This is a genomic window from Paenibacillus sp. NPDC058177 (assembly GCF_042883835.1).
In the GTDB taxonomy this organism is placed as follows: Bacteria; Bacillota; Bacilli; order Paenibacillales; family Paenibacillaceae; genus Paenibacillus_AQ; species Paenibacillus_AQ agri.
Genome location: NZ_JBHVVB010000006.1, coordinates 271,654 through 286,064, shown reverse-complemented (window position 1 = coordinate 286,064; position 14,411 = coordinate 271,654). Strand labels below are relative to the sequence as shown.

The following is a 14,411-nucleotide window of genomic DNA, read 5'->3' as shown; positions in this document are numbered from 1 at the left end:
AGTGTGGTGGAACAATGGAGTCTACGGGCGATGTGCTGCGTTCAATGAACAATCCCGCTCTGCGCCAGCGTTCCCGTGATCTGGAGCAAGGACTGCTGAACCATCCCCTGGTGAAGCAGCTCCGGGAAGAACATCCCGAGCTGGACGAATCACGTCTGCGGCTTCATCTGAGCCGCCTGTACCAGTATGTGGAGGAAAGCCGCCACTGCGCTAACTGTCCCGGCCTTGCGGCATGCCCGAATGATTTTCCGGGTCATTACAGCAAGCTAACCGTGGAGAGTGTCAGTGGTGCGCCGGATCTGTATGAACGCAAGACGCCGTGTGCGCTGAAGGTGGCGCAGGACAGTCAGGATAGCATTCGCAAGCGGATCCGCAGCTTTTATGTGGACGAGCGTGTTCTGCACGGCGGTTATGACGAGATCGATATTATGGGCAAGGACCCTCGCCGGGGGGTTGCCGTTAATAAATTATTTGATTACATTACTACCACGAAAGAGAATGGTCTGACCCCGCACGGCATCTATTTGCATGGCTCGTTCGGTACTGGCAAGACCTTTCTAATGTGCTATTTGCTGCACGAACTCGCGGTGGCTGGCTATAACGGCGTTATCGTGTATATGCCTGATTTTATCGAGGATCTGAAATCGATCATGATGGATGGTCAGAAGCTGAAGGAGACTGTGGATACGCTGAAGAACTGCGATCTGTTGATCTTTGACGATATCGGTGCAGAGAACCTGAATCCCTGGGCACGCGATCACATCCTGGGGGCCATCCTGAACTACCGGATGAACCGCAAGCCGACCTTCTACACCTCGAACTATCCGCTTGAAGGTCTGGAGAAGCATCTCAGCTTCACCAGCAAGGACGGAGAGGAGATTTACAAGGGCCAACGGCTGATGGACCGGATTGCACCGTTTGTTGATGTTATTCCGCTGTACGGGGAGAATCAACGCGGCAAGCGATAATAGTATATACAGGGCAGCTATGGATCAATATAAAACGAACAAAATAATGTAACGAAAAGCGAGAAGGAACGAAGGGGAAGTTTGGAGCTGAAGGAGCGAAAGCGTTCGCCTTATTCCCAGATTTCAACCGCTAGAAGCGGTTTATAAATAAGAAATCTGGGAACAACAGCGACCGGAAGTCCAAACATTCACCGTAGTGACGACCGAGCCTTACGTTCGGATCTTAAGTTCAGCTTATAGCGCACAAAAAATCCGTTATCTTCCTCTGGGGGAAGATAACGGATTTTTGCTTCGATAGCAAAGACGGACGATAATGGGCCGTGCTTGCTATTCCGAAAGGATGAACTTGATGATGACCATACCGAAGAACACTACCGCCATGAAGGTTGTCATGCCGAAGAATCCGTTCATCAGATCGCCAAGGTCGTTGCGGGGCTCTTCGTTGACATGCTCCCGCGGGTCACGTACATGCGCGTTGACATCCATAGTCTTTGCCTCCTTGCAGGCACCAAGCCTGCATTCTTAAATCATTATGAGATAAGTCATTGACAAATAATGCGCTTTCCATAAGTATAACGAACCTGCTGACCTCTTGTAAAGATAAGAGTGTTCCCGGCAAAATAACTGGAGAGCAATATAATTGCATGAGACATTTCACAAATTCATTATAAATATGTTATACTTAGAGCGTGTCGGTAATTGGTAATCTGGTTATCATATTACATGAAACAATTTATTCATTATAATTTCGGAGCTGTTATGCCAACCTAAGCTTCAGGCTTACTAAGCAAGCATGGCTTCGCAAAACTAAAAGGAGGAACATATCATGGCTATCGTGAACGTGTCCGACCAATCCTTCACCAATGAAGTGGAAGGTCAAGGGACTGTTGTTGTAGATTTCTGGGCTCCTTGGTGCGGCCCTTGTAAAATGCTTGCTCCGATTCTGGACGAATTGTCCGCAGAACTGGGTGACAGCGTGAAAATCGCTAAGGTGAACGTGGATGAGAACCCGGAAACAGCTTCCCGCTTTGGCGTAATGAGCATTCCGACACTGATCTTCTTCAAAGACGGTCAACCGGTTGATAAAGTAGTGGGACTGAACTCCAAAGAATCCCTGAAAAATATCGTTGCCAAACATCAATAAGATTTGATACGGCCTTCTAGGTCTGTTGCTTAGCGCCTTCGGTTCATTCCGGAGGCGCTTTGTGTGCTATAATTAGAGATAAATTATCCGCAGCACGGATCTCTTTTTTGGTTACCTGAATTGGGTGTCTGATTAGATCATGCTCTGCGGCGTCTCCCCAAGGGGAAGGATTTAGGTGGGGGTAAATCATGGATCATATGGATCATATCCGCAACAAGCTGGCACTGCTGCCCGACCTGCCCGGGTGTTATCTGATGAAGAACAAGGAAGGCACCATTATTTATGTGGGCAAGGCGAAGGTGCTGAAGAACCGGGTCCGCTCTTATTTTACAGGCAGTCATAACGGCAAAACCCAGCGTCTTGTGCTCGATATTACCGATTTCGAGTATATTGTCACGTCCAGCAATATGGAAGCCTTGATTCTGGAGTGCAATCTGATTAAGAAGCATATGCCGCGCTATAACGTGCAGCTCAAGGACGACAAGACCTTTCCGTATTTGAAAATCACGAACGAAACGCACCCGCGGCTGGAAGTAACCCGCCGGGTGATTAAAGATAAAGCCAAATATTTTGGGCCATACCCGAATGCTTATGCTGCCCAGCAGACGAAGAAGCTGCTTGACCGGATGTATCCGCTGCGCAAATGCGGCGTGATGCCGAAGGAGGTCTGTCTCTATTATCATATGGGCCAATGTCTGGCTCCGTGTGAGAAAGAGGTGCAGAAATCTCAGTATGAAGAGATCACGCAGAGTATTGCTGCTTTTCTCGGAGGCGGGCATGAGGCGGTCAAGAAAGATCTTCAGCAGAAGATGCAGGAGGCGGCCGAGGAGCTGTATTTCGAGCGGGCCAAGGAACTGCGTGACCAGATCATGTATATTGAGGCTCTGATGGAGAAGCAGAACATCAATACTACGGACACCAAAGACCGCGATGTCTTCGGCTATGCAGTGGATAAGGGCTGGATGTGTGTGCAGATTCTGTACATGCGTCAGGGTAAAATGATTCAGCGGCAATCGTCGGCCTTCCCGTTCTATGGCGAAGCGTACAGCGACTTTATGTCTTACGTCACTCAGTATTACAGTGACAACCCTGCGTTGCCGCAGGAGATTCTGCTGCCGGATGCGGTACGCGAAGCCACCGCGGAAGATCAGCCGGTGAAGGCATCGTCCACACCTGCTGCCGCCGGTGAGGCGGACGGCGCAGAGGAAGAGCCGGAGACGGCGCAAGAGGCTGCGCAGCGTGAAGCTGCGGCTGCAGAAGCGGCCGCAGCCGGGGTTGTAGATGCTGCTGGCGGAGCAGCAGCTATTCAGGAGTGGCTTGGCGTCAAGGTGCTGGTGCCGCAGCGCGGCCTGAAGAAGCAGATGGTGCGCATGGCCTGCGAGAACGGACGGGTGTCGCTGGACGAGAAATTCCGGCTCATCGAGCGGGATGAAGAGCGCACCTCGGGTGCGGCGTTCAGCCTGGGCCAGAGCCTGGGCCTGGAATCTCTTCACCGGATCGAGGCGTTCGATAACTCTAACATCCAGGGCACAAATCCGGTGTCGGCGATGGTCGTATTCATCGACGGCAAGCCGGCCCGGAAGGAGTACCGCAAGTACAAAGTACGTACGGTTCAAGGGCCGGATGATTATGAGACGATGCGTGAAGTCATTCGGCGGCGCTATGAACGGGTGCTGAAAGAGAATCTGCCGATGCCCGACCTGATCGTGGTCGACGGCGGTAAAGGGCAGATTTCAGCTGCGGTAGACATTCTGGAGAACGAGCTTGGTCTGTTCATTCCAGTCTGTGGTCTTGTGAAGGACGTGAAGCACAAGACGGCCCAGCTGCTGGTTGGCGATCCTCCGGAGCCGGTGGGTCTGGCGCGTGATAGCCAGGAATTCTATCTGCTCCAGCGCATCCAGGATGAAGTGCACAGATTCGCGATCACCTTCCACCGCGAGCAGCGCGGGAAGTCCATGGTCACCTCGAAGCTTGATTCCATTCCGGGCATTGGTGAGAAGCGGCGCAAGCTGCTGCTGAAGCATTTTGGCTCACTCAAGAAAATCAAAGAGGCCAGTATCGAGGATTTCCGTACATTGTCTATTGGAGAGAAGCTTGCAGGACAGATTCTGGAAGCCCTTCGGGATGAGGAATCGGTATTACAGGAAGATGGGGCGGAGCATTCATAACATGGGCGTGATCGTATCGTACAATGGCTGACCTTCAGGGGTCAGCCTTTTTGTTATATTTGATTTATGGTACGAAAGACCTGCTTCATTTTAGGTGAAGTCCACATGATTTGGAAGTTCGTGTAAAACTGCATGAAATCGTTGCTTTGTATAATTGTATCCGCATACATAAAAAGTTATAGTGTACACGAATTAAATGAAAGCGCTTCAAGTTGGTGGCAAATTATTGCCTTTCAAGTATGAAAAGGAGTTGATGAAGCCCAAGATCATGTAATGAAATGCAAAAGCAAGATCATATGCAATCATTTTCACAATTATAAAAATTTGAAGGAGGATTTAACGTTAATGACACCCTTACGTGTGATGAACGGTAAAAAAAGTACAAAGTTTACAGCGATGACGCTTGTACTATCCCTGCTTTTCAGCCTGGTGCTTGTTGCCCCTCAGCGGGCGGAGGCAGCACCTTCATACCTGCTTTCCCTTGACAGGCCAGCGTATGCGTCTGGCTCGGAAGGAAATAACACACCTGATCTGGCGGTGGACGGCAATACATCTTCACGTTGGAGCAGCTCTTGGGGAAATACAAATGACTGGATTTATGTGGATCTTGGCGCCTCGGCCCAAGTAGACCGGATCGTGCTGCGTTGGGAAGGCGCTTATGCTAAAGCCTATAAAATTCAGGTGTCCCAAGATGAGCTGCAGTGGAATGAGATTCATTCCAAGGTGAACGGTACCGGTGGCATTGAAGATTTTGTAGTAAACGGCACCGGCAGATACGTACGCCTTCAAGCTACTGAGAAGGCGCTACCGCAATATGGCATCTCGCTCTTCGAGTTTGAGATTTACGGCACCGGTGGTGTCAATCCTCCACCTGTGGCCCTTGGACCGAACGTGGCCCTGAACCGTCCGGTAACGGCCTCCTCTTATGAGCAGTCTCCTTACCTGCCTCCTAACTCTACCTTGCCGCAGCTGGCGGTTGACGGTAACAAGGACACCCGCTGGTCTTCCAATCCGACAGATGATGAATGGATCAGAGTGGATCTTGGCAGCGTTCGTACGCTGGGCCGGGTAATTATCGACTGGGAAGCGGCTGCCGGCCGTATCTATGATATCCAGCTCTCGAATGACGGGAACAACTGGACTACTATTTACCGCGAAATGCATGGCGACGGTGGAACACTTAACTTGCCCGTGTATGCTAGCGGTCGTTACCTGCAGATGAAGGGAATCGCCCGGGCGACTACCTTTGGCTACTCGATTTTTGAATTCAAGGCCTATGATTATGTACAGGGTGATCCAAGACCGACCTATACCATTGCGCCATTGCCGACCCTTACTACAGTTCCAGTGGGACAAGGCAGTCATTCTATGAATAACCGCTCGGTTCCACAGCCTAAATACCCGCTCTACAAAGCCGATAATATGAACGCACCGCTGCCGTCGAATGACTGGTGGCAATCGATTATGGTTAACAAGCTCGGCAACGGTATTATTACCCTGCCGCTTAAATCCAAGTACACCAAGCAAGGACTTAGCGTCTTGAACCCTGGCGCCGGCTATTTAAGTGCGGACGGTAAGGCGCAGGAAGCGGCGGGAAGTCCGGACTTGTATCTGATGGCCAGCAACATTAATACCTCTGCGATGACCAATCGTATCACCGGATACGGAGACTGGTCTGCAGTCGCGGTACTGAGCGACGGTGCTGCGGAGAAGCTGAAAACCACCTTTGTAAAAGGCTCGCCGTATCTTTTCTCGGAATTCAGCGATCCGAACAGCCCGGAACTCTATTTGCCGGCATCGGTCCGTTTCTTCAATGATCAGAACACAGAAATTCTAGTGGCTGACGGCTCGTCGATCACCGCGGATCATATCGGACTCGAAATCACCAATTCCAATGGTGCGCCTACACCTGCCATGGTAAAAAGAACGTATGGCGTGTTTGCTCCTCCGGGAACGATTTTCAAGAAGGTAGGCTCCAAGCTGAAAATCCAACTCGGACAGGGCCAGAACTATTTGTCACTGGCAGCCATTCCGAAAACTGCAGATCTCAGCTATTATCATCAGCACGCGTATGCTTTTGTAACCGATACCAAAGTAGCTTATAGCTTTAATGAGACCACTTCTGACGTCACAACTGACTTCAATGTGACTACACAGCTGAAACGCCCGGGGTTTGCGAATACAACCCTGATGGCGCAGCTTCCACACCAATGGAAGGTAACGACTACACCGCTGACAGCACTGTCCTATCCATCGATCCGGGGCACGATGAAAGTGAGTGAAGGCAACACCTTCCGGACCGTTGACAAGTTCTACGGTATTGTACCGCAGTTCACCGAACCGGATGATCCGACCTATTCACGTCAGACACTGCTGAATCAGTTGGCGATACTGGACACGGATACTGCAACCGATCTTATGAAAGCCGATGCCTACTGGCAAGGCAAGAAGCTTCATCCGCTGGCAATGGGCGTCCTGATTGCTGATCAGATTGGCAACGACCATTACAAGAATCTGTTCCTGTCCAGAATGAAGACTATTCTTGCGGACTGGTACACTTACACAGCGGGCGAATCCGATTACTTCTTCGATTACAACCCTGATTGGGGTACGCTGATCTATAAGACCAGTGAGTTCGGGGCCAACTCCGGCATTACCGACCATCACTTTACCTATGGCTATTATGTCTTTGCTTCCGCCGTGCTGGCGACCTTCGATAATGACTTCAAGAACAAATACAGCGGCATGGTTGATGAGTTAATCCGCGATTATGCCAACCCGTCCAAGACCGATCCTAAATATCCGTATATGCGCAGCTTCGATGCCTATGAGGGCCATTCATGGGCTGGCGGTTATGCCGACAATGACAGTGGCAACAACCAGGAAGCCGCCGGGGAGTCGCTGTTCGGTTGGGTTGGACAATACATGTGGAGCGCCCTGACCGGGCAGAAGAATTACCGCGATGCTTCCATCATGGGCTTCACCACCGAACTGAATGCAGTGAAGCAATACTGGTTCAATTATGACAACGACAATTGGCTTCCGAGCTACACGCATAAGACTGTAGGGCAAGTCTACGGCAGCTCCAACTTCTTCGGCACCTTCTTCAATGGGAATCCGGTATACGTGTATGGTATCCATTGGCTGCCGACCTCAGAGTATTTGACCAGCTATGGTTTTGAAAAAGACAGTGCGAAGGTTGCCGGGCTGTACAGCGGTTTTGTTGCTGACAACGGCGGACCGGAAGAGGATTGGTACCATATCGTCTGGCCGATTCAGGCGCTGAGCGATCCACAGGCAGTGCTCAATAAATGGAATCCTGCGCCTGTGCAGCAAAATGAGTTGTTCAATACCTACTGGTTCGTGCACAGCATGGCATCTCTTGGAAAGCGTAGCACCGATATTTGGGCGACCAACGGACACAGTGCCACTGTATATAAAAAAGGCTCTGCCTACCAGGCGCTGATCTGGAATCCAACAGACGCCGAAATTACGGTTACTTTCCGCAATGCTAGCGGTGTAACTGGTTCTGCCAAGGTGGCAGCCAAGAAGCTGGTCAAAGTTGACCCGACTAAAAATACGACAGGAACCGGTCCAACCGGTCCAACCGGTCCTAACCTGGCTTTGAACAAGACGGCGACATCATCACCAAATCCGAAGACGCTGGCACGCTACGCGTTTGATGGCGATCCCGGCACCAGATGGGAATCCGATTTCAGCGATCCTCAATTCATTCAGGTTGATCTGGGCGCCTCCAGGTCCATTAACTATATTGTTCTGAACTGGGAGGGGGCTTACGCCAAGTCATACCAAATCGAGACTTCCGTGAACGGAACTAGCTGGAATCAAGTCTATGCTACAACGACAGGTGCCGGTGGGATAGAGAGACTGAGTCTTAATCCTACGACTGCCCGCTATGTCAAATTGACAGGCACTCAGCGGGGCACTCCTTACGGATACTCACTATGGGAGTTTGAAGTCTATGGAACAGGAGCCAATCTGCTTGCAGCACCTGCCCTTACGGCGGATTCTGCCGCTAGCGCGGACAGCCAGCCGGTCAACATTACTTTCCCTGACAGCCCGGCCTGGAGAACGGCTGTAGAGTCTATCAAGGTAGACGACAAGGAACTGACGGCAGATCTGTTTAAGATAAGCGCAGGACAAATCGAACTGGATGGTGCGCTGTTCGAAGCCGCTAAAGATTATGAGATTACAGTGGAAGCCTCCGGCTATGAAGAGGCCGCCGTGCAGCAGCCTGTGGCAGAAGTTAATACGTTGAATCTCGCACTGCACAAGCCAGTCACCTCTTCGCCTAGTTCTGTTCAGGCTGCTGTATATGCGGTAGATGGTGATCCTGGAACCCGCTGGGAGTCTGCCTACACGGATGTCCAGTTCATTCAGGTAGACCTTGAAGCAGTGAAGACAGTTAGCCGTGTAGTGCTGGACTGGGAAGGAGCTTATGCAAAGGCATATACCATTGAACTGTCAGTAGACGGCAAGACCTGGACACAGGTGTATAACACCAAATCAGGCAAAGGGGGGCTGGAGCAGATTAGCTTTAACCCGGCAGAGGCTCGTTATGTACGCGTGAACGGTCAGGAGCGAGGCACCAATTATGGCTATTCTTTGTGGGAGATATCCATCTATTAATAAAATTTACAAGACCGTTGATTATGTAAAATAATCGTTAATTCTTCTCGTAGAGATCGCTTTCACTTTAGCGGTAAGATAATAGCATCAAATGAAAGAAATGGTGATGCTATGAAAAAAGAAACGATACCCAGTGGCGTACCGGCCAAGGCGTATAAACCCTTGGGCACGAAAGCGCCGGGCACGGGAGTCTGGAGCAGATTCGCCCGACAGTGGGATTATCAGCTCATGATTCTTCCCTCGATTATATTCATTCTGATCTTCAGCTATATTCCGATGTGGGGCGTGTTGATGGCCTTTAAGGAATACAATCTGTTCGAGGGATTTGCCGCAAGTCCGTGGGTCGGGACGATGCACTTCCGGATGTTCTTTGAATCACCGGAGTTCTGGAGCATTGTCAGAAATACTTTTGGCATCAGTTTGCTGAAGCTTCTGATCGGATTCCCGGCACCGATTATTTTGGCCCTTATGTTGAATGAAGTAAAAAATATAGTGTTTAAAAGCATTGTCCAGACCGTTACCTATATCCCTCACTTTATCTCATGGGTCGTTGTATCCGGGCTAGTGTTCTCGATGCTTGCTGTGGATAACGGTGCGGTGAATGAAGTTTTGGTCAAGATGTCTCTAATTGACAAGCCAATCAACTGGCTGTCCATTCCAGAATACTTCTGGGGCATTCTCGTATCCGTAGGCGTTTGGAAGGAAATCGGGTTTGGTTCCATCGTCTATATGGCAGCTATTGCCGGGATTGATCCAGCGATGTATGAAGCAGCTTCCATTGATGGGGCGAGTAAATTTAAGCAAATCTTCAAAATTACAATTCCGAGCATTGCACCGGTTATCACGATTTTCCTGCTGCTTGGAGTAGGTAATATCCTGAACGCAGGCTTTGAAGATATCTTGCTGCTAACCAAAAATTTGAATAACGGTATTCTGATGCCTTATGCACAGACGGTAGATACCTATGTATATCAAATGGGGATTCTGAACCAACGTTATTCATACGCGACCGCAGCCGGATTGCTTAAATCGGTGTTGAGCGTACTTCTTCTCTATGTTGCCAATACCATCTCACGCCGTTTTGGTAAAGCCAGTCTCTGGTAAGCCCATTCGGTTCTCATCAAGAAAGGAGGACACTTCTTGAAAAGCAGTCGTTCTGATAAAATCATGCATGGAATTATTTATGTCTTACTTATATTCCTTGCCTTCATTACTTTTTATCCGTTCTGGAACTCATTAGTAATTTCATTTAACAACGGAAGTGACACAGCATTGGGTGGAGTTACTTTCTGGCCACGCTCGTTCACGTTTGAGAATTACAATATCGTCTTCAAGGAAGACAACATTTTCAGAGCTTACATGATTACCATCCTACGGACGGTATTGGGAACAGCACTGTCCATGTTCTTTACGTCACTCTTTGCTTATGGTCTTTCCAAGAAAGGCATTGTGTTCAAAAAATTCTACATGATCATCTGTATCATTACGATGTACTTCACCGGAGGATTAATTCCTTACTTCATCCTGATCTACCAGATGCAACTTTACAATACGTTCACGTTCTTGTTAATTCATGGTATGGTCAATGTATTTAACATGATTATCTTCCGTACCTTCTTTGCAGAACTACCTGACGGACTTGAGGAATCAGGCAGGATTGACGGATGCTCCAACTTTGGTGTATTTTTCAAGATTGTACTGCCAATCTCCGGACCTGTTATGGCGACACTCGGATTGTTCACCGCTGTTGGACTATGGAATGACTGGTTCACACCGGCGATCTTTATCAGTGATCAGAATCTGATCCCACTGCAAACACTGCTTGTACAGATTATTAATGCAGGGGCAACCGCGAGTCTGATGAGTAACCTGAACTCCTATGCCCAAAGTTTGGTGCAGAACACGGTGACGGTCAAAGCACTGCAGATGGCAACGATGATGATTGCTACACTGCCGATACTAATGATCTATCCGTTCCTGCAAAAGTTCTTCGTCAAGGGCGCATTGGTAGGATCATTGAAAGAGTAGTATCTATGGTTATCTGTGGGGGCAGCTTCGGCTGCCGCCCACTAATGACATATTAAACTGTAAATGTGAGAGGGGTTATGAGATGAAGAAAAATAAGATAGGGCTTCTGCTGCTTGTCAGTGCAATGGCTACAAGTATGCTCGCTGCTTGCTCGAGTAACAACAACAATGCCGCGTCTGAACCAAGTCCATCCGCTGCACCCAACACAGAGAAGAGCACTGAGAATACAGGAAATACAACTCCCAGCAATAGTCCAGCAGGTGAAGGTGAAGACGCAGCGGCAAAAGTGAAACCGGTTACGTTCACAAGTTTTGTAAACTATGACTGGTACACTGCACCAACATGGGCAGAAAGACCGCATGGTCAATGGATTACCGAGAACTTGAAGGTTACCCTTGATCCGGTACAATCCAACGGCGCTGCAGCTCAAAAGCTGAACGCTATGATCGTATCCAATCAATTGCCTGACAATATTATTCTGGACCGTGGTAAAGACGTAGAGCGTCTGCAAAAAGCAGGAAAGCTGGTTGCAATCGATCCTTACCTGGAGAAGTATCCTGAGTTTGTTAAAAATGTAGGTGAGGAAACCCTGAACATGCTGCGTAGCGAAGACGGCAAGCTGTATCAGATTCCGAACTGGTACATTAATGGTAAGAACGGTAATGGTAACGCAGCCTATCTCGTAGAGAAGAAGACTTACAAAGCGCTTGGATCTCCTAAGCTTGAAACATGGGAAGACCTTGAGTCTTACCTGAAGCAAGTCAAAGAGAAATTCCCTAACTTGGTGCCGATTGACTTTGGTGAAACCCGTGATGGTGCTGACTTGCAAATGATCGGTATGCTATACAGTGGTTCCGCAAATGACCGTACACCTGGCTTTATCTCTCCTGGATCGGGCCAAATTTTCGGGGTGCCAAACGGCTCTGAGCTGACATCCGTTTATCAGGATCAAGGCTTTAAGGATACTGCTTTGTACGCAAGCAGATTGTTCCGTGAAGGTCTGACTTCCCAGGATTTGCTGACCCAAACCCGTGATCAGGTGCTTGAGAAGCTGAAGACCGGTAAAATCGCAGTATTCGGCGCTTATGACTCTGTAGTTGAAGGTATCGGACGTGAGGCGAACAACTTGCTGACCGCCAAAGATCCTGAAGGTGGCTACGAGCCAATCTGGCCTGTACACAAAGATGGCGTAGATAAGGATAAAGTCTATCCTTCCGGATTCAATACACTGGGTTGGAATGTAAACGTAATCACTACAAATGCAAAAGATCCTGAAGCGATCTTCTCTTACATGAACTGGGCAACTAGCCCAGAAGGACAACAAATTTTATTCTTCGGGCCTCCTGGATTATTTTATGATAAAGTAGAAGATGGAGTACCAATTCCAAACGATGCCTATATCAATCGCGATCCTAAGAAATACGACGAATTGAAGATTGGCGAATTTAACTGGTACGGAAACACTTCCTATGTAGACAGAGTAAAAGCAGAACGCGAGAAGTTGCTGCCTGCAGAAGCACAGGATTGGACGACACTGGCTCAGTCCAGCATCTCCTTCAAGACTTCCAAGAACATCACTGAGTTCTCGAATCTTGATCCGGCTCCAAACTCTGAAGAGGGTATCATTCTGCAACGCTTGAAAGATCAATACGCTCAAGTTATACCTAAAATTATCTTCGCGAAGAGCGACGAAGAAGTGCTTCGTTTGATCGAAGAAACGGACAAAGAAGCAGCGAAGATGGGTTATGATAAAGTTCTGAAATGGAAAACAAATGTATGGCAACAAAATCTCAGCAAAATTAAAGGCTAACGCCAGCGAAGGCGGGAACAAGAGGGACACAATCCGTGCCCTCTTTTCCTCATGAAGGGGGAGGGATTGTCATGTATAGGGCCGTGCTTGTGGACGATGAGAATTATGATCTAGAGGGGCTTCGCTGTCTTATTCCCTGGAATGACCTTGGGATCGAGGTAGTGTGTAGCGAGAACAAGGCGCTTGCTGCGCTTCAATTTATAGAAAATCATGATATTGATTTGCTGATCACCGACATTAAAATGCCGGTGATTTCTGGCATTGAGCTGTCACGCAAAGCACTGGAGAAGAATCCAGGCATCAAAACGGTCTTCATCAGTGGTTATCAGGATTTCCATTATGCCAAGCAGGCGCTTGATCTCAAGGCGCATGGCTATATTCTGAAGCCGGTTGATGATGAAGAGATCGTGGCGGTTCTGAAGACGGCGACAGCAGAACTGGACAGTGAACGCGTCAAACGAAGTGAAGATACCAGTGCCATGACCTCGTTTGAGTTCATTAAGAACGATGTGCTGAGACATTTGCTGGAGGGCACGATCGATCAGGAGACTCTTGGTGCTTTTCTGGCTCGTTATCCTATGGATTTAGTATTTACAAGCGCTTACGCGGTGCTAATTGAGGCGGACGATGTGTTGTCGCGGATCGGCGAGAATCCAGAATCCGGAAATGCCGCTCTGGACGATCTCTATGGATATATTGCCAGCCGGCTGGAGGCTGCGGGCACCGGTAAAATATGCCGTTTGAACCGCTCCCAGATTGGGCTGATCTACACAACGGAGTCAGACCTGCTGGAACTGCAGTTGCAAAAGCTGGTACAAGAGGTGCGTGAGCAAACCTCGTTTACGATAACTGTAAGCTATGGAAGTCAAGCGACTTCCCTGGAAGAGCTTCCGGTGTCTTTTTCCCAAGCTAAGACCTTTATGAACGGGAAGATGTTCATCGGCAAGAACCGGGTCATCCACCCGGTGATGAATAAAGCAGGAATGACCAAGGATATTAAGGATTTGAGCGTTGTGCTGGAAGCCATGTTTGGAGCGATGGCTGGATACAGACTGATTGATATTTGCGACTGTATTGATGAGCTATTCGACGTGGCCGCTGATTTTGAGCATCCAGTCAAGGTATACCACTTCTCTATTCACATTGCGACCCGGCTTGAAGCTTATCTGGGAACATTGAATGAGACCTATGAGAGTCTGCTTGGATGGGGCATTCAGCAAATGGATGTCATTCATAATTTGGAAACTGTGGAGGACATCAAACGCTGGCTTCGCAATACGCTGTTCCAGATTTCGGAGATTCTGTTTATGAAGAAACAGCATAAGAACCGGCGTTTAATGGAGCACATTGAACAATATATCAAGGAGAAGCTGTCCGATAACTTGACGCTGCGCGAGGTGGCTAACCATTTTGCCTATTCTCCGAATCACCTGGGCGTGATGTTCAAGGAGCATATGGGAGAGAGCTTCAATGAATATCTGGTTCGCATCCGTATGGAAAAGGCGATTACCCTGCTGGATCAGCACCAGTACAAGATTTATGAGGTGGCCGAGATGGTGGGCTACAAGAATATTGCCTATTTCAGCAGACAATTCCGTGAATTCTTCAACATTACCGCAGCAGATTACAGAAAGCAGAGTTGA

General features: G+C 48.8%; 9 protein-coding genes. 8 read left to right on the top strand and 1 reads right to left on the bottom strand.

Annotated features, from left to right (window positions below; all coding sequences use genetic code 11):
• The first annotated feature begins 14 nt into the window (after positions 1 to 14).
• On the top strand, positions 15 to 968 hold the full coding sequence (dnaI, locus tag ACFVU8_RS22760) for a primosomal protein DnaI (RefSeq protein WP_387430354.1): 954 nt from the start codon (positions 15 to 17) through the stop codon (positions 966 to 968).
• Between the two features lie 327 nt (positions 969 to 1,295).
• On the opposite strand, the gene ACFVU8_RS22755 is transcribed toward dnaI, so the two are convergent.
• Entirely contained in the window at positions 1,296 to 1,454 is a 159-nt protein-coding gene (locus ACFVU8_RS22755) for a YqzM family protein (protein WP_139085089.1), read from the bottom strand.
• Between the two features lie 340 nt (positions 1,455 to 1,794).
• Here ACFVU8_RS22755 and trxA point away from each other — a divergent pair, with 340 nt between their 5' ends.
• The 7 genes from trxA (at position 1,795) to ACFVU8_RS22720 (ending at position 14,411) form a co-directional block, all read left to right on the top strand.
• Positions 1,795 to 2,112 carry a thioredoxin gene (gene trxA, locus ACFVU8_RS22750; RefSeq protein ID WP_066376474.1) on the top strand — a complete coding sequence of 106 codons (318 nt, stop codon included), beginning with the start codon at positions 1,795 to 1,797 and terminating at the stop codon, positions 2,110 to 2,112.
• Positions 2,113 to 2,300: 188 nt separating this feature from the next.
• Positions 2,301 to 4,280 carry an excinuclease ABC subunit UvrC gene (gene uvrC, locus ACFVU8_RS22745; RefSeq protein WP_387430352.1) on the top strand — a complete coding sequence of 660 codons (1,980 nt, stop codon included), beginning with the start codon at positions 2,301 to 2,303 and terminating at the stop codon, positions 4,278 to 4,280.
• 345 nt (positions 4,281 to 4,625) lie between these two features.
• Entirely contained in the window at positions 4,626 to 8,930 is a 4,305-nt protein-coding gene (locus ACFVU8_RS22740; RefSeq protein ID WP_387430350.1) for a galactose-binding domain-containing protein, read from the top strand.
• A gap of 228 nt (positions 8,931 to 9,158) precedes the next feature.
• The gene (locus tag ACFVU8_RS22735; RefSeq protein ID WP_246317029.1) at positions 9,159 to 10,034 is read left to right on the top strand and encodes an ABC transporter permease; all 876 of its coding nucleotides are present in this window, start codon (positions 9,159 to 9,161) and stop codon (positions 10,032 to 10,034) included.
• Positions 10,035 to 10,097: 63 nt separating this feature from the next.
• Positions 10,098 to 10,958: a carbohydrate ABC transporter permease gene (locus ACFVU8_RS22730; protein WP_175371444.1), complete on the top strand. Its 861-nt coding sequence runs from the start codon at positions 10,098 to 10,100 to the stop codon at positions 10,956 to 10,958.
• An 82-nt stretch (positions 10,959 to 11,040) separates the two neighbouring features.
• Positions 11,041 to 12,768, top strand: coding sequence for an extracellular solute-binding protein (locus ACFVU8_RS22725; protein WP_387430348.1), 1,728 nt, complete (start codon positions 11,041 to 11,043; stop codon positions 12,766 to 12,768).
• 71 nt (positions 12,769 to 12,839) lie between these two features.
• On the top strand, positions 12,840 to 14,411 hold the full coding sequence (locus ACFVU8_RS22720; protein ID WP_387430346.1) for a response regulator: 1,572 nt from the start codon (positions 12,840 to 12,842) through the stop codon (positions 14,409 to 14,411).